Below are 22,250 nucleotides of genomic sequence, written 5' to 3' on the forward strand. Positions count from 1 at the left end.
GAATACCGGCCTGTCACGCCGGGGGTCGCGGGTTCGAGTCCCGTCCACTCCGCCACTTATTAGAGAAGCCCTGCTAGAAATAGCAGGGCTTTTTTACATCTATCGAAAATGTATATTCAGTAATCAATTTGCAAATAGATAGAATGACAACTCAACTACATCAAACCTTTTAGAAAGCCTAGTCTTACGACTAGGCTTTCGTCGTTTCTGGGGTTTGATAATTTGGTCTTCTACCAATGAGTCCGGTTTGTGTACGAGTCCGATGGAATACCAGCTCAGCAATTCCACCACTATGCTAAGCCCAAGTATAACTGCTTGGGCTTTATTGTATTTGAGTCACTGTGGTCACTCTTCAGTCGATAGAGTAAGCAAAAGATTTGTCCACAACCCAGAACCCTCCCCACACTCCATAACTTATCTGAAGGTCTAGTCTTACGAGTAGAGTCGCGTGCTTTGTGGGTTTCGACAATTTGCTCTTTGACTAACGCTCTCCTCTCTCTTACAAGGTAGTCATTACGATTTTTATTAAGAAGCTTCGCTAGAAATAGCGGGCTTTCTTCTATCTGAAACATAGTGTCACGTGCAGCGGTCGAAACCTTCCCGAAAAGGTTATGTCCGTTCCCCTAATTATTACGCTACTGATCACGAGGTCTTAGACTCTCATCGCTCTGGCAATGTCTTATAAGGTTACTTATTTTCAATTACTTCTTCAGTCTAGCGTGATATGAAAGTCCTAACCTCAACAGTGACTTTACCTTGGTAGTTTCTGGTAACAAACAGGTTCAGAGGTTGGACGCTACATGATCTCCCCTACAATGGAAGATGTGACTGGTAGTCTATCGTGGATATTTCATTCCTCTAATCGTGTCTAAAGGGGGTGTTTCTTATTTTGATGCTCTTATTAGAATTGGCATTAATGCTTCGCTAAGCGTTAGTGAGGGGCTGCATTTTAGTGCTATTTCTTAACCCTCTTTGATTTTGGTTATGTGATTGGTCTAGATGACTTTGCTCTGTGGTGGGATACTGTGGAGGTAGGGCTTGTTGAGAGGTAATTTATAGATACAAAAAAGCCGATGCTGGGCATCGGCTTCTTATTTATACAGCGAGATTTAAGCTGGTTGAACTAGAGCGAGTGCCTTACGAGATACCTCGTGGGCTGCTTTGGTTAAGTTCTGCTTCTCTAGTGCATCAGATAGATATCCGTAATCTGAAACATTAGAGCGAAGTGCTAGTGCTTTTTCGAAATGGCTTTGCGCTTCTGCCCATTTTTGTTCTCTTAGATAGAACTGAGCTAATGCACTGTGTGCTTCTGCGTTATTGTTATCTTTGTTGATAGCGCGCTCTAGCATAACAACCACTGGATGGTGATCAGCAAGATTCAGCTCTGGAAGTAGCATGTAGAGCTCGTTCGAACCTGTTTTAGCAATGTTCTCTTTGATAACTGTGAAAGCTTCTGCATCGGCTTTACGTGCGATCAGTTGTTTTACGAAACAAGAGACAAGGTGTGAGCTTTGCTTTTGTTTTCTTGAAAGCTTGTTCCAGTGACTGATTAAGCCTTCGCTGCCTTGTTGTTGTGCCACATCGTGAAGCAAACCACATTGTGCTTTCTGCTCTAGTTCACGCTGCTCATCTGCTGTTAGGAGCTTGTTCTTAGCGAGCTTAGGCGTTAGTTCCAGCAATGGTTGCCATAACTTAAGCTGCATGTAGGTCGCTTTTAGTAAGCCCAGGACTGCAGTGTTGTTCGGGTGTGAACCTTTAAGATTTGAAAGCGTATCGAAAGCGGCTTCGTAGTTTGATTCGCTGATCTGTTGTTTGGCTTTAGTTAGCTCAACGGCCAATAGAGAATCGTCTTGTTGGCTAGCCAGTTCGATGTATTTATCGCGTTCAGCGGTATTGCCCTGCTCATGCGCTGCTTGAGAGGCCACTAGGTAACAAAGCAGAGGCATGTCGTGGTGATTTGCCCAACGTGTCACTTTCTTCTCAGCACCTTTCCAGTCACCTTCAAGAAGCTTGATTATGCCTTCATTGGTATAACGGCGAGAGCGCTTAAGTTTACGAACACTGAACCAGTTCCAAGTTGTTGAGCTAGCGTAAATAAGCTTCTTAAATAGGTACTCTAAGCCAAACAGTGCAGCCAAAAGGACAATCACAAAGATAGCCATTGTTGTCACACTCATCTCAATCGTCTTGTTGGCAATTGAGATCAGCACATAACCTTGTTGACCTGAAAACTGAGTGCCGACAAACAGACCTGCACCGAGTACAAGGAAAAGAAAAATCAAACGAATCATTATTTCTCCTCCGAGGTCATTACCGTCACCTCACGGCGTAGACGTTCACGAATCACATCAGATAACTGATTCTGAGACTCAAGCTTCACAGGGTATTTAACAGTGATGTTCTGTTCGCTTAATTGCTTGATTGCCTTCTCGAATTCGATGACTGAGTTGTTATCTTGGTTTAGGTACGACTTAGACCACTCGTTAGCTGTCTTTAGAGCTGCGCTATAAACTTCACCTTGCTCTTTGTAGACTGCACGAATTGCAGTTTCCAGTTTACCCTTGATGTTTTCACGCAGGTAGAAGTGCTGTTCTGGTGATAGTAGAGGGATAACCTCGCCATCTCGACTACGGAAAGTGATAAAGTTTTCTGAGAAGTCTTTCATCGACGTCATCAGGTTGCTTTGCCAGTCATTAATGTCTTGAGATACGGCTTTTTTCTCGACGATTTCAGCCTCAGGAAGAATCGCATTCGCTAGAGGTAGCTTATCGACTTGTTGCTGAAGGCTTGTGATACGTAGCACCAAACCATCGCGGTCGATCAGAGGAATAGTACGAAGCTTAGTGATGTCGTTAGTCATAGACTGGCGCAGAGATACTAGGCTTGGATCGTTGAGTGCGGCGATACGCTGATCGGCACTTTCCATAAGTTTGGTTGCGCTAACAGCATCATGCTCAAGGAATAGTTTGCGGCCAGCAAGTTTTACTAGGTAATCGGCTTCAGCAAGCAGCCAGTCATTCGGACGACGACCTTTGACATCAGCTACCGCTAGTTGCAGGCTTTGAATGCTCTTTTGTTGTTGAGATTGTACAACCTGAGTTTTCTCTACCGCATGTGATGCTTCTTGGATGGTCTCTTGTTTGATGGCTTGCAGGTCTTTATTTACAGCAGATTGGGTATTTTGTAGCTGGGCTTGAAGTGCTGCGATTTGATCTGAATATTCAGCACTCTTTTGCTGCATTTGGAAGGCAATACCACCGCTGAAGATAATAGAAATTGCGATAGCGATAGCGCCGAATTTCACACCGCGCTTGCCTTGCTTTTCTGCTTTCTCAATTTGTTCTTTGTGGTCGGCTTGAGTCTGCTCAGTGTGAGTCGTATTCGGTGCTGGGGCCTCAAGCTTTGACTCAGCTTCTTTTGATTCAGCGCTTTCGTCTTTGGTCGCTACTGGCTGAGTATCTTGGTTCTGTTCAGGTTCAATATGCTCATTATTTTTTTTGCTTGTCATGCTTATTTCCTGTTTCTAGCTAGGGCTGGAGAGCAGCCAGTAATATTTGGTTCGCAGCACTTTGAGTATTCGTAACGTTAGAGAAGCCGAGCTGTTGTGCTCGTTGTGCTATGCGCTTGCTTGGAACAAACAAATGTCTCGTTGAAAGCCAAGCAGAATACTCACCAGGGGTAATGGAGCACAGATACTCCAGTTGTTCCTGACTTGTGACGACTACTTTGGACGTTTTTTTGTTTATCCATGTTTGATAGGTATTGTGATCGTTTATTGGAATATATTCTCTACGGTAGGTCTCACAATAAGAGACTTGTGCACCTAGGTTGAGCAAAGAATCTCGAATGAGCTCTCGCCCACCATTCCCACGTAGTATCAAAATGGATTTGTTATTTACGTCTCTCAGTTCAGCAAGTTTAAGAAGATGTTCACTATCACTAACTTGAGGATAGTTTACTTTTTGTTTACAGACTTTGCTTAAAACGTGCGCAGTTTTTTGACCAACGCCAAGATAAAGCGGCGAAGTAGGCCAAACGGACGAAGTTTTAGAAAGGATATTTTGAGCCGCGGTCACGGCATGATGGCTGACAGCGATGATGATATCGCTGTTGTTGAGCCGGACGCTTAAGTTGGCTGTGTCTGGATTATCAATGATACGAATAAGCGGATGATGGATCGCTTGAACCCCTTCATCCGCTAGTTGTTGGCAAAGCGATTGTCCCTCTACACCGGGACGAGTTACCAACACAGTCATGATTATTCTTGGTCTGCGTATAGCTTGGTTAAGATTTCTCTCGCACCGTCATCCAGCAGTTGATTAGCCAGAGTAACGCCAAGTGCTTCAGCATCTTTACGAGGGCCGGAGATCTCACCGCGAACCATCTTAGAACCATCAGGTTCACCTACAAGTGCACGTAGCCAGATGTTGTCGCCATCTAATAGTGAGTAGCTACCGATAGGCACCTGGCAACCACCCTCCAGAGTCAGGTTCATTGCACGTTCGCAAAGTACGCGGTCTGCTGTGTCTTGGTGGTTCAGTGGCTCAAGAAGTTTAATCAGACGCTCATCATCAAGACGACACTCGATACCTACAGCGCCTTGGCCTACTGCTGGTAGAGATTGCTCTGGTTCGATAAAGCTACGGATACGCTCTTCTAGTTCCAGACGCTTAAGGCCTGCTGCTGCCAGAACGATAGCATCGTATTGGCCGTCATCGAGTTTACCCAGACGAGTGCCAACATTGCCGCGCAGCTCTTTGATGACCAAATCAGGGCGGTATTCTAGAAGCTGACACTGACGACGCAGGCTACATGTTCCTACGACAGCACCCTGTGGTAGTTCATCAATGTTGTTGTATGTGTTTGATACGAATGCGTCACGAGGATCTTCACGTTCACAAATCGTCACTAGACCTAGGCCTTCAGGAAAGTCGACAGGTACATCTTTCATTGAGTGAACTGCAAGGTCAGCACGACCTTCTAGCATTGCCACTTCAAGTTCTTTTACGAACAGACCTTTACCACCCACTTTGGCAAGCGGAGTGTCTAGGATGATGTCACCTTTGGTCACCATAGTTACCAACTCAACCTCTAAACCAGGGTGAGCAGCTTGAAGAGCATCCCTTACAAAGTATGCCTGCCAAAGGGCAAGAGGGCTTTTTCTGGTTGCGATACGGATTGGTGCTGAATTTGTCATGGTGTTTCCGATATAGGTTCTGTAATAGCCTAATCCTACCATTGTGAGGCGAAAATTCTTACTGTTTGATCATTCCATGCTTTGATAGCTGAGAGATTTTCATAAGTTCACCAAAATAGTGTGATTGGTATCTCATTTGAAACATGGGCTATTATTAGAAATAGTCAATAAAGAGGACACTACGGCGCCGTGAGTTTAACTTTTTGTCATTAAGGAATTGGCCGGTCTGGCGGCTTCCTTTGCTTTACCATTAGGGGTAAAAGTGTTAAATTGATCACGTTTTGTTGCTGCTTTCGTTCAGTAACTAAACAGAAGTGCATTTAATCTCAAACCAAGGACTTACCTTGCAGGCTTACACTCAAACATTGATTCAACGATTAGACAATCTAAATCAACAGCGCATTGATCGTGCGTTGGCGTTGATGAATGTGCAAGGTCAACGAGTTTTCAATCTTATTCCCGCATTGCTTCACTTCAATCATCCAATGATGCCTGGTTATTATGATCAACAAGTTCCTTTTGGAATTCGTAGCTTCACGCTTAATGAATTCCAAAAGCAATTTGTCTCTGATACTGAACTTACTTTAGGTGGCAAGCTAACCGAGTCTGCGGAGCCCGCAATTCTTGGCCTTTACACCATGGGTAGTACCTCTTCTATTGGTCAAAGCACGTCAAGCGACCTCGATATCTGGGTGTGTGTATCTCCGGATATGGACGGCCCAGCTCGCGATAGCCTTACCAATAAATGTCTGTTGATTACCGACTGGGCTGAAACCTTAGGCGTTGAAGCTAACTTCTTCTTAATGGATGAAGAGCGTTTCCGTTCGAACCATTCAGAAGAGATGACCGGTGATAACTGTGGTTCTTCACAGCACTTATTACTGCTTGATGAGTTCTATCGCTCAGCGGTTCGCTTGGCTGGTCAACGTTTGTTGTGGCAAATCATTCCGCCAGAAATGGAAGAGTGCTATGACGAATATGTTCAAGGCTTGTGCCAGGATGGCTATCTTGATTGTTCGCAGTGGATTGATTTCGGTAAGCTGAATCGCATTCCTGCAGAAGAGTACTTTGGTTCTAACTTGTGGCAGCTCTATAAGAGTATCGACTCACCGTATAAATCGGTGTTAAAGGCGATCTTGCTAGAAGCCTATTCATGGGAATACCCAAACACCCAACTCTTGAGTATCGATACCAAGCGTCGCTTTTTTGCGGATGAACCGGATCTGTATGGCATGGATAGCTACTATCTGATGCTAGAAAAGGTAACTCGCTACCTAGAGCGTATTAACGACCACACTCGTTTGGATTTGGTGAGACGCTGTTTCTACCTTAAGACCCACGAGAAGTTGTCGCGTGAAGCAGGTATCGGTTCTGTAGCATGGCGCCGTGAAGCCCTAACCGAGATGACTAAGTCTTGGAATTGGGGACAGGAAACCATTGCTGAGCTCGATAACCGACGTAACTGGAAGGTTGAGCAGGTGAAAGTGGTGCACCACGCACTGCTTGATGCCTTGATGTTGAGCTATCGTAACCTGATTCAATTTGCACGTCGTAACGACATCACATCGGCAATCAGCCCACAAGATATCAGTATCTTGGCACGTAAGCTTTATGCTGCGTTTGAGGTGTTACCGGGCAAAGTGACGCTACTGAATCCGCAAATCTCTCCGGATCTGCATGAACCTGACTTGAGCTTTATAGAGGTTCGCCAAGGGCAATCGAATAAAGCGGGTTGGTACTTGTACAAACAGCCGCTTATTGCGCACCGCATTCTTGGTCAGCCTTCGCTCGAGCACCATGAGTACTTGAGTAAGCTAGTTGCATGGTCATTCTTTAATGGTTTGATTACGGAATCGACACGTTTGCATTCTGTGGTTCGTGACGCCCATATTGATATCGATAAGTTCTATCAAATGGTGAGCGACCTACGTAATACCTTCTCTTTACGTAAACGCCGTCCGAGTATGCAAGCACTGGCGAGTCCGTGTGAGATCAGCCAGCTGGCGATGTTCATCAACTTTGAAAACGATCCGACTTCTGAATTAAGCGGTCGTGCCTTGAAGGTCGATTTGAAGAATGCCGATATCTTCAGCTTTGGTGAAGAAGGTAAGAGCTTAGTCGGCAGTGTCGATTTGGTTTATCGTAACTCTTGGCATGAAGTACGTACGCTGCATTTCCAAGGTGATACGGCAATGCTGGATGCCCTTAAGACGGTACTTGGTAAAATGCACCAAGATGCGTTGCCGCCAGAGTCGGTTGATGTGTTTTGTTACAGCAAAAACCTGCGTGGTGTGATGCGTAATATGGTGTATCAACTGCTTGCTGAGTGTATCGATTTACGATTAAAACCGATTGAACCAGAGAAACGCCGTCGTTTTAAGGCTATTCGTTTAGCCAACAAGATGTTTGGCCTGTTCTTCGAACGCCGTGGTGTGTCGGTACAGATGTTGGAAAACTCGGTTGATTTCTACCGTAGTATCTCAACCAATAAGTTGAAGGGTTCACCTTTGCTGATGCTCGATAAAGAGCAAGAGTATCAACTGCCAGAAGTGGTGGATGGTTTTGCGAGTGAGGGCTTAATTCAGTTCTTCTTTGAAGATACCGATAAAGGTTTCAATATTTATGTATTGGACGAGTCGAATCAGGTTGAGGTGTATCACCAGTACAGCGGTGAAAAAGATGAGATGATCGCGAGCGTAAACTCTTTCTACACGTCGGTAAAAGATGAGTCGAAGATGTCGTCAAAGTTGATTAACTTTAACTTACCTCAGTACTACCAAATCGTTCATCCAGAAGAGGGCAACTCTTATGTTGTGCCTTACCGTAATGATGCCACTTTAGCTTCTCGGAGCTCAAAGATAGTTAACATCTAGTTGATTTAGACAGATAGATAGTAAAAAGGAGTGATTGAATCACTCCTTTTTTTGTTTTGCTTATCAGTGGTTAGACCCAGTCGATATCTTCACCTGCGTGCTTCACGCATTCTTCTTTAACCATCTCAAACAGCTCCATGCCCGTCTTTGAACATGTCCACTTGTCGTCAACTAGCTTGAAGTGAAAGCCACCAGATTTAGACGCTAACCAGATTTCTTTCATTGGTTCTTGGCGGTTAATGATGATTTGGCTGCGGTTCTCAAACTCCAGCGTCATCACGTTGCCCGTCACTTCGTAATCAATATCTGCCTCTGATTCATCGATAGCTTCTTCGATGTTTTGCATCTGTATATCGACTAGCTGATGAAATTCAGTCTCGTTCATCCTTTCTATCCTATTGCTTTTCCTGAGTGTGGTGCGATTATAGGGGGCATTGAGTTAATAATCACGATATGCAAAATGAAAAAATTAATTACTGCTCTATTTATGATGTCCGTTATTGGACTTTCTGGTTGTGGTCAAACGGGTCCTTTGTACGATCCTGATGAAGTTCAGCAGACTGAACAATCACAATAAGTGAAACACGCAGAAATCGTTATTTATAAGGGATAAGAACTTTGGATTACTTCAACTATCAGGAAGATGGCCAGCTTTGGGCTGAGGACGTCGCACTTTCACAACTAGCAGAGCAATATGGTACACCGCTGTATGTATATTCTCGTGCTACATTAGAACGCCACTGGAATGCGTTTGATTCATCGGTTGGTGAGCATCCACACTTGGTATGCTATGCCGTTAAGGCGAACTCGAACCTTGGCGTATTGAATACCCTAGCTCGATTAGGTTCTGGCTTTGATATCGTTTCTGGCGGTGAGCTAGAGCGTGTTGTGGCTGCAGGTGGCGATCCGGCGAAAGTTGTGTTCTCTGGTGTCGGCAAAACAGCCGCTGAAATGAAACGTGCGCTTGAGTTAAACATTAAGTGTTTCAACGTAGAGTCTGAGCCAGAGCTAGAGAGACTGAATAAAGTCGCTGGTGAGCTTGGTGTTAAGGCGCCGATTTCACTGCGTATCAACCCAGACGTTGATGCAAACACTCACCCTTATATCTCGACAGGTCTGCGTGATAACAAATTTGGTATTGCCTTCGACCGTGCGCCTGCCGTTTACGCTTTTGCACAAACACTTGAGAACTTGTCTATCCATGGTATTGATTGCCACATCGGTTCTCAATTAACTGACATCGAGCCTTTCATTGATGCGACTGATCGTTTGCTTGCTCTGATCGACCAACTACGTGCTGATGGTATTAACATTAAGCACCTTGATGTTGGTGGTGGTTTGGGTGTGGTATATCGTGATGAATTACCACCACAACCGTCAGATTACGCAAAAGCACTATTGGCGCGTCTAGACAATCATTCTGACCTAGAGCTGATTTTCGAGCCTGGAAGAGCGATTGCTGCTAACGCTGGTGTACTATTAACGAAAGTTGAGTTCCTCAAGCCAACTGAACACAAGAACTTTGCCATTATCGATGCAGCAATGAACGATTTGATGCGTCCAGCGCTTTACCAAGCTTGGCAAGACATCGTTCCTGTAAGCCCGCGTCAGGGTGAAGCTGTGACTTATGATTTGGTTGGTCCTATCTGTGAGACAGGTGACTTCCTAGGTAAAGATCGTGAGCTAGTGCTTGAAGAGGGCGATTTACTTGCTGTTCGCTCAGCTGGTGCTTATGGTTTTGTCATGTCTTCAAACTACAACACTCGTTCGCGTGCGGCTGAAGTGATGGTTGATGGCAACAAAACTCATTTGGTTCGTCAGCGTGAAGAGCTTACGAGCTTGTGGGAACTTGAAAACATTCTTCCGGAGTAATTTAAAGCGTTATGCACTTCCACTTTTCTAAAATGCATGGTTTGGGCAATGATTTCATGGTCGTGGACTGCATTACTCAAAATATTTTCTTTTCTCCAGATTTGATCCGTCGTTTGGCGGATCGTCACACTGGTGTGGGCTTTGACCAGCTACTTGTGGTTGAGGCTCCCTATGATCCAGAAACTGATTTCCATTACCGCATATTTAATGCAGATGGCAGTGAAGTGGAGCAGTGTGGTAATGGTGCTCGTTGTTTTGCACGCTTTGTTCGTATGAAAGGCTTAACGAATAAGTACAGCATCAACGTCAGCACCAAGAAAGGTAAAATGGTTCTCAAGATTGAAGAGAATGACCTGATCACCGTGAACATGGGCATTCCTGAGTTCGAACCAAGCAAGATCCCATTTAAAGCGAAGCAACCTGAAAAGACCTACATCCTAAGAACCGATGCACATACTTTATTCTGTGGCGCGGTCAGCATGGGCAACCCGCATGTGGTCACTGTCGTTGATGATGTCGATACGGCCGATGTGGATACCTTGGGTCCACTGCTTGAATCACATGAGCGTTTCCCTGAGCGTGTCAATGCTGGTTTTATGCAGGTGGTTAACCGTGAAGAAGTTCGTCTACGTGTTTACGAACGTGGAGCGGGCGAAACTCAGGCTTGTGGTAGCGGTGCGTGTGGTGCTGTTGCAGTGGGTATCACTCAAGGCTTACTGGCTGAAAATGTGAAAGTTCGTCTACCGGGCGGTGACTTACACATTAGTTGGCAAGGCCCGGGTAAACCTCTGTATATGACAGGCCCTGCTACGCATGTGTTTGATGGTCAGCTTTCTTGCTGATTTCGACATATAACAGATAGATACATAAAAAATAAAGGATAGGTTTTGTCTAACGTTGAAGCCGACGCTCTCACCGCAGAAGTGGTCGCGGAATATTTACGTGATACCCCAGATTTTTTCCAAGACCGAAAAGATTTGGTGGATCGCCTTGCTATTAATAACGTTGAGCAGGGTGCCGTTTCTCTGGTGGAGATTCAGCTTAAACGTCAACGCCAGAGAATCGAAGAGCTAGAAGAAGAGATCACTGGCTTGATGTCTTTGGCGGCGAGTAACGATAAAACCTTCTATGAGTTTATGGACCTGCAAGCGCAAGTACTGAAATGCAGTGACTTCATGCAGGTGATTAAAGCGGTTGAGCAAAAGGCACTCGACCTAGGGTTGAAGGCTCATTTGCGAATCCTTTCGCAAACGGGTTTTTATCAGCTCAGCGAAGAGGGCTACTCGAAGTTTTCACTCAACCACTTTAATGGCAAAGATGCCTACCTTGGGCGCTTAAGAAAAGCTGACAGACAAGATTTGTTTGGTGATTTCCCGGTTCCAGAGCTAGGCTCTTATGTAGTACTACCGCTCGCTAAGCAGTCTCCATTGGGGTTACTCGCCTTTTCTAGTGAAGATGGCGGGCATTTCCAACCTCATATGGATACGCTCTTTTTACGCCACTTAGCACTTGTTGTGTCTCATCTGGCGGACACCTTACCTTGGCAGATAAATAATGAGCCTAGAGCCCAAAACACCTCTTCCTAATAGCCTTCAAAAGCCTCTTTCTCGCTTCTATGAATATCTCAGAAGCGAGAAGGGACTCAGCCTACACACCCAGCGAAACTACAAACAACAACTTGAAACCATGGCTGAACACTTAGTCACTCTGGGGCTAAAGGATTGGCGCCAAGTCGATGCGGCTTGGGTAAGACAACTTGCCAGTAAAGGCATGCGTGATGGAATGAAGGCAAGCAGTATTGCGACTCGCTTATCGTCACTGCGTAGCTTCTTTGATTTTCTTGTCTTACGTGGCGAAATCACTGCAAACCCTGCAAAAGGGGTCTCTGCACCTCGTAAGCAGCGCCCGTTACCAAAAAACCTCGATGTAGATGAAGTCGGTCAGTTGCTTGACGTGAATGAAGACGATCCGCTGTCGATTCGTGATCGAGCGATGATGGAGGTGATGTACGGTGCTGGCTTGCGTCTTGCTGAACTGGTTGGTATTAACCTCAAAGACGTGCTGAGCCGCCAAGGAGAAATCCGAGTCATCGGTAAAGGTGACAAAGAGCGCAAGGCGCCATTTTCGGGCTTAGCCAAAGAGTGGGTCGATAAGTGGCTGCGAGTCCGCGGTGAATTGGCTTCTCCGGGAGAGGACGCGCTGTTTGTTTCCAAGCTGGGAACACGCATCTCACACCGCAGTGTGCAAAAACGTATGGAAGAGTGGGGCAAGAAGCAATCTGTAGCGAGCCATATTAGCCCGCACAAACTGCGTCACTCCTTTGCGACCCACGTACTTGAATCGAGCCAAAATCTACGTGCTGTTCAAGAATTGCTGGGTCATGAAAACATTTCGACTACTCAAGTGTACACTCATTTGGATTTTCAACACTTAGCACAAGCTTATGATCAGGCTCATCCCAGAGCTCGTAAGAAGAACAAAGATTAGATTAAAGGTTTTACTATGCGAATTTATCGAGGGTTACAGCCCATCAAAGCCATGACCTTTGACTTGGATGACACCCTATACGACAACTGGCCTGTGATCATGAAGGTTGAGAAGGAGATGGCGCAGTGGCTTTTTCAAGAGCACCCTGTGTCTACTTCTTTATCTTTGGAAGAGTGGCAAGCTGTAAAACAACAAGTCGCATTGGAAAACCCACAGCTAAAGCACGATGTCACCTTGTGGCGTGAAACCCAGATTAAGACTGGTTTACTGCAGTTGGGTTACTCGCAGCAGCAAGCGGAACAAGCGGCTCATGATGGTATCGAGCACGCGTTGTGGTTGCGTAATCAAGTCGATGTCCCTCAAGAAACACACCGCGTCATGGCGGAACTTACCCAGCGTGTTCCTTTAGTGGCGATAACCAATGGTAATGTCGACCCCTATAAAATTGGCCTTGGGCAATACTTCCAGTTAATCCTCAAAGCTGGCCCTGACGGCAGAGCAAAACCCTACCCAGACATGTTTGATAAAGCGCAGCAATACCTAGGTTTTGATGCGAATAATATTCTTCATGTGGGGGATCACCTGAGAACTGATGTCTACGGAGCGAAGAAAAATGGCTTCCAAGCATGCTGGTTTAATGACACTGGTTCCAATTTATACCTTTCTTCGAAGGCGAGTGTGCTTCCTGATGTTGAAATAGATCAACTCAGTGACCTTATGCGACTAATTTAATTTCTACTGCGAGCTTATTGTGTCGCATTTATGATAGTGAATTGTTACATTAGTCGCCATTAACAGCCTGTTTAGGCTAGGATAATTGGCGATTACTTTTTACGATTCATTTCAGTCATAGCGGTGGTTGCGGGTTCTCTACTCCATTAGAATTTGAACAAGGGTTGGCATGCAAACATATACATTTCTCGCAAATACAGAGGAGCAATTTAGATCCGAATTTGCTCAGCGCGAATGGTGTGACAGCAAACAATACCTAATTCAACTTTTCTCTACTCAATCACCTGATATGGCTCGTCAAATTGCCAGTGTGGCACTGGGGCACCTAAGCCATGCGACACTGATCGGCCAGAGTGCCCGTCATGTTATCTGTGATAACTGTCTTGAGAGCACCTGTACCTTAGTGATTGTTAGTGAGTTCAACGAAACTCGTTTAACCTCAGCGGTGCAGCCTTTTACTGGTAACCCAAACCAAGATAGCCAAGCCCTCGCTTCTCAACTCGATCTCTCGAAAGATACCAAAACCGTCATCAGCCTGTGTGATCAGGTTGAAGGTCGTGACTACCCTATTTACGGCGCCTTTGAAAATCGCTCTTACGCATTGCCTGTGGCTGGTGGATTGTGTCACGAAAATGAGCACGGGCGTTGGGTCATGCATAATGAACAAACTTACCAACACGCGTGTGTAGCGGTCGCTTTGACCAATCCGAGGTTGAAGGTTTGGTCAGACGCGTACTCTGAGTGGAACCCTATTGGGATGAAGCTACGAGTGACTCATGCGGTAGGGAACCGCCTATATGCGCTGAATGATAAGCCAGCGATTGAGGTGTTCAAGCACTACCTGGCTGATGGCAAAGATCTCCCTTTTAGCCAACTAATGAGCTTTCCGCTCTATCGTGAGCTTGGTAGAAAGAAAGGCATTTCTACGCCGTTGCGCATCAATGATGATGGCAGTATCGAATTTGATAGTCCTTGGCAGATAGGTGAAGAAGCTCAGTTTTGTTATAACCACCCGTCACTCACTGCAGAAAAGGTGCGCCATGGTGCAGAGATGCTTGCCATGCATCAACCTGAGTCTGTAATCATCTATAACTGTGTTTCTCGCTTGGAGTTCATCGATAGCAAACTGGAACTGAAGCCGTTTGAAGGGATCGTGAATACGTGTGGTGCTTACTGTATGGGTGAGCTTTATCGTACAGAAGAGCGTCAAGACATTCTTCACCACAGCCTAACTTATATCGCGATGAGAGAGTCTGACGAGATTAATGAGTTTCGTTGTGAAGACTTTAAGTGTGACTCTACGGTTTCACCGCTACTTAACTTGGTACGAAATGCAGTGGCTGATCTTGATAGCATGAACACACAGATGGAGAAGAAACTTCATCAACAGGCACGCCGCTTAACTGAGAGTTATCGTATCGACTCTCGTACTGGGCTGCCTAACCGTATTGTTTTGAAAGAGCGACTCAACACGATTCTTTTTAGTGAGCACTTGCTAACTCTGAAGCTTACTAATTTCCATCAAGTGAATGAGAAGTATGGTTATCAAGTCGGTGACCAGTTGTTGCTTGATCTCTCCAATCACTTTGTTGAACGCTTGCAGCTTCGTGTGGTGAAAGAACCGAACGTGAAGGTTGAGTTGTTCAGTATTGGTGTGGGTGAATGGGCGATCATTTTTAATGCGAGTGTTGACAGTGCGCGCATAAAAGAAGGTTTCGTTGAATTTGCGGATGATATCGAACACATTAACTTTGAGCCGTATGGCTTAACCGACATTGATTATTTGTCGGTGTCTCTGTGTGGTGGTTTTGCCAGTCGTTGTGATTTCTTGACTGACAGCGGTGATGAAATCTTGCTGAAAGCGATTGAAGCTCGACGTTATGGCGTGCGTAACAACACCCATATTACCAACGCTAAAGATATTCAGGTGAGCGAAGAAGATCGTAAAGAGCAGCTCGGTTGGTTGAGCTGCGTAAGCCGAGCGATTTTAGATCAGAACATCATCACTTACTCACAGCCGATTGTGGAGGCGGGGACGCACGAAATGATTGGTCAAGAGTGCTTGGTGAGAATCATGGAGTCTGATGGGACGATTGTGCCACCAGGTAAGTTCTTACCTATGATTGCCGACACCCATCTGTATACACGTCTTAGTCGTCACATGATTAAGAACACCATCGGCTATATGGCAGATAAGCAGAGTCCGTTCTCAATTAACCTTTCTCCGCAAGATCTCCTAAGTGATAAGACACTGGAGGTACTTGAGACTGCGATTAGTGGAATGAACGATCCCACTCGACTTGGGCTCGAGGTGCTCGAATCTGAGCAGATCAAAGATTATGGCCGTATGATTGAGGTGTGTGACCACTTCCGCTCGCTAGGAGCAAGAATCATCGTGGATGATTTTGGCTCTGGTTACTCCAACATTGATGAGATCATCAAGCTGGAACCACAGATTATTAAGCTCGACGGCAGTTTGATTCGTAACATAGACAAAGACCAGAAGCAGAGAAACATTGCTTCTCAGCTGGTGCGATTGTGCCAAGTGTTTAATGCCAAAACGGTCGCTGAGTTTGTTCACAATCAACAGGTTTGTGAGATAGCCGAACAGATGGGTGTCGATTATCTACAAGGTTATTACTTCGGTGAGCCTAAGCGCCTGTTTTAGTTATTAAAGCGAGTAAGCTAGCTATACCAGCTGCTTGCGAAACCGTTAAACCACCATTAGTGACTGTTTTGTGGTGGGGTGAATGATGTCTAACTTAGGTCACATTATTCATAAGATGATCGTAAGTATTCCGTGCATGCCTTATCGATAGAAAGCACAATAACTGATCATTAACACAACGATTAATGTGAATATGCAGTCGACCTCTCTTCTGATACAAGACATAGAACAAACCCATCGTGAATTGGAAAAGCTAGGTTTTCATCGTCATGAACCTCTACTGATTCAGGTGTTTTCGTCTTTCCAGAAAGACGAGGTTTTGGCTGCCTGCCAAGTCATCCAATCAAACTTCCCCAAGGCTAAATTGATAGGTTGCAGTGCCAACCACTACATCCGTCAAGGTGTCATTCTCCACCAAGGTCTTTACCTGATTATCACTCGCTTTGATGCGACTTCGTACTCTTGTGGTGTAGTTCAATACAGTGAACAACCAGTGCTTGATAGCCAAGCTATGTATCAGCAACTGGGTTGTCATCAGAAAACACAGAGTATTATCTGCTTTGCCGATCGCTTGCAGATCAATAATCGAGCTTTATTTGCTGCTTTTGAGCAATCGGGATATTCATTTCCTATCTGCGGTGGTGCCTCAACATCAACAGACAGCGGTCGATGGGTCATGCTGGATGGCGTGTGCTATGAGAGTGCCTACGTGATGGTAGCGCTGCATAGTGATGACCTGGCAATCACTAAAGGTTATTACACTGAGTGGAATCCGATTGGTCGTACTTTCCGAGTGACGGCGGCTCACGATAACTGCTTAGCAGAATTAGACGGCATGCCGATTCGTGAACTCTATAATCGTTACCTGGCCGATGGGCTCGAGGTTCCGTTTGAGCAACTGCATAACTTTCCGATGATGGTTGGTGATCCAAAAGCTCAAAATATTTACATGCCACTCAAGGTTAAGGAAAGTGGTGAGATTGAGTTTAGCGGTTCATTTGAGGTTGGCGATGAGGTTAGGTTTTGTTACGACCATCCATCATTAACCTTGGAGCAAGTTCGTTTAGGTGTGCAGCAGGTCGCTGCTCATCGCCCCGAGCAATTCTTTATTTACAACTGTATCTCACGGCTAGACTTTATTGATGGTAACCAAGAGGTTGAGGTTTTCCAAAAGCTTGCCGACACCTATGGTGTGTACTGTATGGGCGAGTTGTTTCAAGACAATGGGCAACAAAGAATTCTGCACCATAGCTTAACGTATCTTGCGCTTAGGGAGGGTGAGGGTAAGGCTGATCCTCTGTTTGAGAGCCAACCAGCGACCAACATCTCGCCACTGTTTTCTCTGATTCGTAATGCTCTTTTAGATGTCGATGACATGAATAACAGCATGGCGACCAAGATTGAGCAGCAAGCCACGGCATTAACCGCAAGTTATCGAATCGATCGTCGTACAGGTTTGCCCAATCGAAGTGTGCTGCGTGAGAAGTTATCGAAGATGACGATTGATAGCCACTTATTGGCTCTCAAGGTGACGACCTTTGGTCAAATCAATGAGAAGTATGGTTATCGAGTCGGTGACAAACTTCTTCATGACTTGAGTGATTACTTTCAGAAAGCGTTGTGGCAGTTCTTTGATAAAGGGTGTCAGCTTTACAGTATCGGTATTGGCGAATGGGCGGTGGTATTTGATAGCTGGGCGAGCCAAGAACATATCCATCAACGTTTCTCGGAGTTTTCTGACCAAACCGAGCACGTTAACTTTGAACCCTCCGGCTTGCCAGATATTGATTATCTTTCTGTGTCTATCTGTGCGGGCATTGCGAGTCGTCGGGATTTTCCAACCACCTCGATTGATGACTTATTACTGAAGGCAATTGATGCGAGGCGCAGTGCCGTCAGTCAGAACAAACATTTAGTGAGTGCTAAGACGCTTATTCAGCTAGAGAAGCACCGCCAAGAGCAGTTGGGGTGGTTGTCTTGTGTGAGCCGTGCGGTACTCAACCAGAATATCGTGGCCTGTGCACAGCCTATTGTGTCGGCACATGATCATCAGGTCGAAAGCTATGAGTGTTTGGTTCGAATTGAAGAAGAGGGCCAGTTGATTGCGCCAGGGAAATTCTTGCCGATTATCGAGGGGACGCATCTCTATACTCGATTAAGTCGTCAGATGATTACGCGTACCTTTGATTTTATGAGTCAGCGAATCGATTCGTTCTCGATTAACTTGGCACCGCAGGATTTCAATAACGAGAAAACCATTCTTCACCTTGAGCAGGCGATCAAGAAAATCAGTCACCCTCAGCGTATTGGTTTAGAGGTGCTAGAAACCGAACAAATTCAGGACTACGGTCGTTTAATCGAGGTGTGTAACCACTTCCGCGATCTGGGTGTGAATATCATTGTTGATGATTTTGGCTCAGGTTATTCGAACATCGACGAGATACTCAAGCTTGAGCCTCAGGTTATTAAGCTCGATGGCAGCCTGATTCGAAATATCGATCAAGACAAAAAGCAGCGTAAGATAGCTCAGCAGTTGGTTAGCTTATGTCAGATCTTGAATGCGAAGACGGTCGCTGAATTTGTTCATAATGAGCAAATCTGCCGAATTGCAGAAGACATGGGTGTCGACTACCTACAAGGTTATTACTTCGGAGAGCCTAAACGGCTGTTCTGATGACTGGCAAAACGTCTGGTTGTTTCACGTGAAACACTATTCTGTTCAATGAATTAAAGCGAGATGTGAAAAGGGTGAGCTGGTGGCTCACCCTTTTTATTTTAGTACTTAAGCACTTCGTATTAATCTATCTTAGAGCGTGTCCACTTTTGTCCGCTTGGAATACTTTTAGATAGTGCTGATAGTAATCCTCTATCTGGTTTGCCGATTGAGTTTCATCTAAAGCCTTGAGTAGCTCGATGCCAACCTCACAGGTACACAGGTGTCCATTGTCTTGATTGCGGCGCAATGTATATGAAGATTCACTGGTTACATCGAGGTGCACTTGAGGAATCGTCTGTAACCAAGGACTTTTGTTGAGCATCTTTTTCGCTTCTTGCCACGTACCATCCAAGATGATGAATAACGGCGTTCGTTCACTCACTGCATCCGATACCGCTTGCTGGCACTCAATGCTTTCATCACTTGGAAATAACAGCAAAGGCTGATGAGTTTTATCTTCAAGCAAAGCCAGTAGTTCGGCTGGAGGCGTCTTGCGCTGCCAAACAAAAGACTGACACTGCTTGAGTGATTGTTGCAGTAGCTTTCCGGTATTGGTGTCTCGTGTTAGCTCATTCTCGTGAGTGAGTAACACTAACTGGATTTGGCTTTCAGTATTCGGTATTCGATGACAAATACATTGATGAGTGAAACCACACCCAATGCAAGCTTGCTGATCGCTCATGGTTATAGCTTAACTCCGCTTTGTACTGGTGAGATGTCGTTAGCAAACAAAACCACATCGCTGATATCAGCATCATCGGCTACTGGTGCAACACTTGGGTTGAGTGGGTAGCTGACACCTGTGTATGAGAGTGCGTGTTTGGCTGCTGTTGCGCCACCACCGCTGACATTGAAGATCAGATCGTGCCAACCGTGATTTTTAGACTTACCTACACGTATGTCGCCTTTTACCAGTGTTACTCGGCTATTGAAGCGCCACTTGTCTTGATGGTTCTCGAAAATCAGCAGTGTACAGCCGCCTGATCCACACCAATCGAGTTGGGCGAACAACTCTTCTTTACCATCACCGTTGAGGTCGTAGGTCAGCCAGCGGTATTTAGTATCATCAGGCGAGCTGTTGTTGATCTTAAAATATTCGCGGATCGCTTGGTCTACTTTTGGATCAAATTGATCACTGGAGTTCACTTGCTTCGCTTTTAGATAAACCGTGTTAGTTTGTGTTTGTACATGCTTTGCTTCGAATAGTACTAGACCGCCGTTGGCAATCGGGTAGACGATATTGCCGACCTTTTCTTTCTCTGCGACCAACTTACCGTTATCGAGTGTGAAGATACGCTCAGAGATTAGGTATTGCTGTTGGTGGCGAGTCATCACAACCTGAACCTGGTTTTGGTTGAGTTGCTGCCAGAAGCCTTGCTCAACAATAGAAGGATCCCCGTTGCTGTAAGAGTAGGTTGTTACTGCGCTGTGATCATCGTTGAGCTCGAGGTTAATAGAGAACCCTGAGTTCTGCGTTGAGCTAGCGAAATAGGTACCACTCCAGTCCAGTGTAGGATCTTGGTTTGAAACTGTTGCACAACCGTTGTACTTGCTGTCATTAAGGTTGAGTTTCGCTTCCCAGCCGTAGATAGAGTCACTCATGCCGTCACTGCAGTTCTCTTTTTTCAGATTGAGCTTGCCTTGCGTTGCTTTACCTTCTAGTTGGTAATCACGACTGATTGGCGTGGTGCGGCTTGATTCGATGTTGAGAGCCTGAGGTGCTTCGCCCATCTTGGTGTAGGTCAGCTGGTCTTTATCAAAGGTGGCTGACCAGAATGGCTCATTACCAAAGACTCGTGTGGAGCGTAGCGGTTGGTTGCAGCGTTCAGGGTTTTCTGCCGTTAAGATATTGACTTGATCAACCACGAAACGTGCCGTGAAATCAGCGTTGTAGCCGGTTTGGCTAGGTACGGTAAGGTGACCAATCAGTTCGCCATACAGAGCTTGATAAGGTCTGGCTGCTAGCCCTTGTGCTTCTAGCGCTAGCTCAGGGGACATATCTAACCAGTATTGTTGTTGGCTACCACAAGGGGTGAACGTGCGGCTTTCATGGCCTACGACAACTTGACCGCGCATGATGAAGGTTTGTGGTTGAACACTCAGAGGTTCATCTAAGGTTGCTGGTGGAACTTCAGGTTGTTGCGGTGTTTCTGGAGCGGTTACACAGCCTTGTAGCGCGAATGCGGCTAGCCATGTCACTGGGTTTTTCATTACCTTCATGTTATATCTTCCTCGGAGCAACCGTTAATTGGATTTATTATGGCATATTGGTTATTTAAAACAGAACCCGACACCTTTTCTATTCAGACGCTGAGAGTACAAAAAACCTCTTGTTGGGAGGGAGTTCGTAACTATCAAGCTCGAAACATGATGCGTGATGAGGTCAAGCTTGGCGACCTAGTGATGATATACCACTCATCATGTAAAAAAGTGGGTGTAGCGGGGATCGCAAAAGTAACCAGAGAAGCTTACCCAGACCATTTTCAATTCGACCCTGAGAGTGATTACTACGACCCTAAATCTTCACCCGATAACCCGCGTTGGATAATGGTTGATGTTGAGTTTGTTCGAGTGACTGAACGCTTGATCCCATTAGCGACTCTTAAAGCCATGCCTGAACTATCTGAAATGCCATTGGTGAAGCGCGGCAATCGTTTATCGATCATGCCTGTGACGGAACAAGAGTGGCAGGCGATCTTAAGCAAAGAAGTGCTCGGTTCTCGTTAGAGGAAGCTTTTAGTGTAAGGTTCAAAAAAGGCAGCCATTGGCTGCCTTTTTGTATGAGGGGGTTGTTTAGAGTAGGTGTTTCTCTAAGTAGTGCGCAACGGCATCATCAGCGTTGCTACCAATCACTTCATTGTCTGGTAGTGCTTGCATCACTTTCTCGTGTGAAGTGCCCATGATTAGGCCTTTACCTGCCATTGCCAGCATCTCAGCGTCATTCATACCATCTCCAAAGGCAACACAGTTATCCAGCGTTAGGTTCAGGGATTTCGCAACAGCGTCTAAAGCGTGGCCTTTAGATACTTCAGCGGCCATCACTTCCAGACACCAAGGCGTTGAGAAGGCAACGTTTAGCTTGTCTCCAAATGCTTCTTTTAGCTTTTGCTCAAACGTAACTAGATATTCGTGGTCTTGCTCTGGGTGGGTGAAGAAAACCTTGGCAATGCCGTCGTTCGGCGCATTGTCTGCTTCAAAGCGCTTGTAGCTGAAGCCAGACTCACTGTGGAACTTAGCCAGCATTTCATCTTCACGATCGAGTAACCAATCTTCATTCTGGTACATGTGAATGAAGATGTTTGGATCTTGGCGCACAATATCAATAACCGGCTGAACGAGTTCTTGAGGTACGTTTTGGCTAAACATTAGCTGATCATTCTGGTCGTGTACGCGAGCACCGTTTGATGTGATCATGTAGGCCGGAATCCCTGCGATTTGACGAATCCCAGCTACATCGACGTGATGGCGACCCGTTGCGAAGATAAAGGTATAACCTTGCTCGTGTAACTTCTTAAGCGTTAGCTTAGTAAAATCGCTCAACTGATGGTTGGGAGCCAAAAGCGTACCATCTAAATCAGAGGCAACGATTTTCACGGAATCTTTAAGTGCAGGAATAGTCATTTAACCCTCATTGCAAAGTGCTTAACCAATATCAACACTAGCCAGCGCTAGCATCGTTTTAACTACAATATATCTACCCAGAAA

The 22,250-nt window shown here is 45.6% G+C and carries 18 protein-coding genes; 10 read left to right on the forward strand and 8 right to left on the reverse strand.

Annotated elements, in window-relative coordinates; translation table 11 throughout:
- Positions 1–1,109: 1,109 nt before the first annotated feature.
- From F0228_RS22100 to hemC, 4 genes are read right to left on the reverse strand one after another with little or no spacing between them, the layout of a single operon-like run.
- Positions 1,110–2,291, reverse strand: coding sequence for a heme biosynthesis HemY N-terminal domain-containing protein (locus F0228_RS22100; RefSeq protein ID WP_105057919.1), 1,182 nt, complete (start codon positions 2,289–2,291; stop codon positions 1,110–1,112).
- Positions 2,291–3,508, reverse strand: a complete 1,218-nt coding sequence (locus tag F0228_RS22105; protein ID WP_105057918.1) for a uroporphyrinogen-III C-methyltransferase — start codon at positions 3,506–3,508, stop codon at positions 2,291–2,293. Before F0228_RS22105 ends, F0228_RS22100 begins: the two co-directional genes overlap by 1 nt.
- Before the next feature lie 19 nt (positions 3,509–3,527).
- Positions 3,528–4,256: a uroporphyrinogen-III synthase gene (locus tag F0228_RS22110; protein WP_061034257.1), complete on the reverse strand. Its 729-nt coding sequence runs from the start codon at positions 4,254–4,256 to the stop codon at positions 3,528–3,530.
- A gap of 2 nt (positions 4,257–4,258) precedes the next feature.
- A complete protein-coding gene (gene hemC, locus F0228_RS22115; protein WP_171731712.1) occupies positions 4,259–5,197 on the reverse strand; it encodes a hydroxymethylbilane synthase in 939 nt (312 codons plus the stop codon).
- A 344-nt stretch (positions 5,198–5,541) separates the two neighbouring features.
- On the opposite strand from hemC, the gene F0228_RS22120 reads away from it, so the two are divergent.
- Positions 5,542–8,070, forward strand: a complete 2,529-nt coding sequence (locus tag F0228_RS22120) for a class I adenylate cyclase (protein WP_061034256.1) — start codon at positions 5,542–5,544, stop codon at positions 8,068–8,070.
- Positions 8,071–8,140: 70 nt separating this feature from the next.
- Here F0228_RS22120 and cyaY read toward each other — a convergent pair whose 3' ends face one another.
- On the reverse strand, positions 8,141–8,455 hold the full coding sequence (gene cyaY / locus F0228_RS22125) for an iron donor protein CyaY (protein WP_008221918.1): 315 nt from the start codon (positions 8,453–8,455) through the stop codon (positions 8,141–8,143).
- On the opposite strand from cyaY, the gene F0228_RS22130 reads away from it, so the two are divergent.
- From F0228_RS22130 to F0228_RS22165, 8 genes are all read left to right on the forward strand, one after another.
- Positions 8,435–8,647, forward strand: a complete 213-nt coding sequence (locus F0228_RS22130; protein ID WP_017061011.1) for a lipoprotein — start codon at positions 8,435–8,437, stop codon at positions 8,645–8,647. The two genes, cyaY and F0228_RS22130, sit on opposite strands and share 21 nt — an antisense overlap.
- A 41-nt stretch (positions 8,648–8,688) precedes the next feature.
- Positions 8,689–9,942, forward strand: a complete 1,254-nt coding sequence (gene lysA, locus F0228_RS22135; RefSeq protein ID WP_061034255.1) for a diaminopimelate decarboxylase — start codon at positions 8,689–8,691, stop codon at positions 9,940–9,942.
- 11 nt (positions 9,943–9,953) lie between these two features.
- Complete coding sequence (dapF, locus tag F0228_RS22140; RefSeq protein WP_008221911.1) at positions 9,954–10,784, forward strand: diaminopimelate epimerase; 831 nt, start codon at positions 9,954–9,956, stop codon at positions 10,782–10,784.
- Between the two features lie 45 nt (positions 10,785–10,829).
- Positions 10,830–11,528: a DUF484 family protein gene (locus F0228_RS22145; protein WP_116869913.1), complete on the forward strand. Its 699-nt coding sequence runs from the start codon at positions 10,830–10,832 to the stop codon at positions 11,526–11,528.
- Positions 11,497–12,429, forward strand: coding sequence for a tyrosine recombinase XerC (xerC, locus tag F0228_RS22150; RefSeq protein WP_061034253.1), 933 nt, complete (start codon positions 11,497–11,499; stop codon positions 12,427–12,429). The genes F0228_RS22145 and xerC overlap by 32 nt, the downstream gene beginning before the upstream one ends.
- A 15-nt stretch (positions 12,430–12,444) precedes the next feature.
- The gene (gene yigB, locus F0228_RS22155) at positions 12,445–13,161 is read left to right on the forward strand and encodes a 5-amino-6-(5-phospho-D-ribitylamino)uracil phosphatase YigB (protein WP_171731713.1); all 717 of its coding nucleotides are present in this window, start codon (positions 12,445–12,447) and stop codon (positions 13,159–13,161) included.
- 169 nt (positions 13,162–13,330) lie between these two features.
- A complete protein-coding gene (locus F0228_RS22160; RefSeq protein WP_061034251.1) occupies positions 13,331–15,829 on the forward strand; it encodes an EAL domain-containing protein in 2,499 nt (832 codons plus the stop codon).
- A gap of 193 nt (positions 15,830–16,022) precedes the next feature.
- Positions 16,023–18,503 (forward strand): EAL domain-containing protein, encoded by a 2,481-nt coding sequence (locus tag F0228_RS22165; protein ID WP_171731714.1) that lies wholly within the window; start codon positions 16,023–16,025, stop codon positions 18,501–18,503.
- Positions 18,504–18,630: 127 nt separating this feature from the next.
- Here the strand turns inward: F0228_RS22165 and F0228_RS22170 are convergent, their stop codons facing one another.
- Positions 18,631–19,227: a DTW domain-containing protein gene (locus tag F0228_RS22170; RefSeq protein WP_171731715.1), complete on the reverse strand. Its 597-nt coding sequence runs from the start codon at positions 19,225–19,227 to the stop codon at positions 18,631–18,633.
- Between the two features lie 2 nt (positions 19,228–19,229).
- Positions 19,230–20,765, reverse strand: a complete 1,536-nt coding sequence (locus F0228_RS22175) for a hypothetical protein (RefSeq protein WP_116869915.1) — start codon at positions 20,763–20,765, stop codon at positions 19,230–19,232.
- A 39-nt stretch (positions 20,766–20,804) separates the two neighbouring features.
- On the opposite strand from F0228_RS22175, the gene F0228_RS22180 reads away from it, so the two are divergent.
- Entirely contained in the window at positions 20,805–21,272 is a 468-nt protein-coding gene (locus tag F0228_RS22180; protein WP_004740480.1) for an EVE domain-containing protein, read from the forward strand.
- A gap of 66 nt (positions 21,273–21,338) precedes the next feature.
- Here the strand turns inward: F0228_RS22180 and F0228_RS22185 are convergent, their stop codons facing one another.
- Positions 21,339–22,166 (reverse strand): Cof-type HAD-IIB family hydrolase, encoded by an 828-nt coding sequence (locus F0228_RS22185; RefSeq protein WP_171762750.1) that lies wholly within the window; start codon positions 22,164–22,166, stop codon positions 21,339–21,341.
- Between the last annotated feature and the right edge of the window lie 84 nt (positions 22,167–22,250).

Origin of the sequence: Vibrio sp. 99K-1 (assembly GCF_013114585.1) — a bacterium.
Taxonomy (GTDB): domain Bacteria; phylum Pseudomonadota; class Gammaproteobacteria; order Enterobacterales; family Vibrionaceae; genus Vibrio; species Vibrio chagasii_B.

Coding starts and splice junctions, on each gene's coding strand:
- F0228_RS22100 (WP_105057919.1), bottom strand. CDS start 2,291: ATGATTCGTTTGATTTTTCTTTTCCTTGTACTCGGTGCAGGTCTGTTT.
- F0228_RS22105 (WP_105057918.1), bottom strand. CDS start 3,508: ATGACAAGCAAAAAAAATAATGAGCATATTGAACCTGAACAGAACCAA.
- F0228_RS22110 (WP_061034257.1), bottom strand. CDS start 4,256: ATGACTGTGTTGGTAACTCGTCCCGGTGTAGAGGGACAATCGCTTTGC.
- hemC (WP_171731712.1), bottom strand. CDS start 5,197: ATGACAAATTCAGCACCAATCCGTATCGCAACCAGAAAAAGCCCTCTT.
- F0228_RS22130 (WP_017061011.1), top strand. CDS start 8,435: ATGAAATTCAGTCTCGTTCATCCTTTCTATCCTATTGCTTTTCCTGAG.
- cyaY (WP_008221918.1), bottom strand. CDS start 8,455: ATGAACGAGACTGAATTTCATCAGCTAGTCGATATACAGATGCAAAAC.
- dapF (WP_008221911.1), top strand. CDS start 9,954: ATGCACTTCCACTTTTCTAAAATGCATGGTTTGGGCAATGATTTCATG.
- xerC (WP_061034253.1), top strand. CDS start 11,497: ATGAGCCTAGAGCCCAAAACACCTCTTCCTAATAGCCTTCAAAAGCCT.
- yigB (WP_171731713.1), top strand. CDS start 12,445: ATGCGAATTTATCGAGGGTTACAGCCCATCAAAGCCATGACCTTTGAC.
- F0228_RS22160 (WP_061034251.1), top strand. CDS start 13,331: ATGCAAACATATACATTTCTCGCAAATACAGAGGAGCAATTTAGATCC.
- F0228_RS22165 (WP_171731714.1), top strand. CDS start 16,023: ATGCAGTCGACCTCTCTTCTGATACAAGACATAGAACAAACCCATCGT.
- F0228_RS22170 (WP_171731715.1), bottom strand. CDS start 19,227: ATGAGCGATCAGCAAGCTTGCATTGGGTGTGGTTTCACTCATCAATGT.
- F0228_RS22175 (WP_116869915.1), bottom strand. CDS start 20,765: ATGAAGGTAATGAAAAACCCAGTGACATGGCTAGCCGCATTCGCGCTA.
- F0228_RS22180 (WP_004740480.1), top strand. CDS start 20,805: ATGGCATATTGGTTATTTAAAACAGAACCCGACACCTTTTCTATTCAG.
- F0228_RS22185 (WP_171762750.1), bottom strand. CDS start 22,166: ATGACTATTCCTGCACTTAAAGATTCCGTGAAAATCGTTGCCTCTGAT.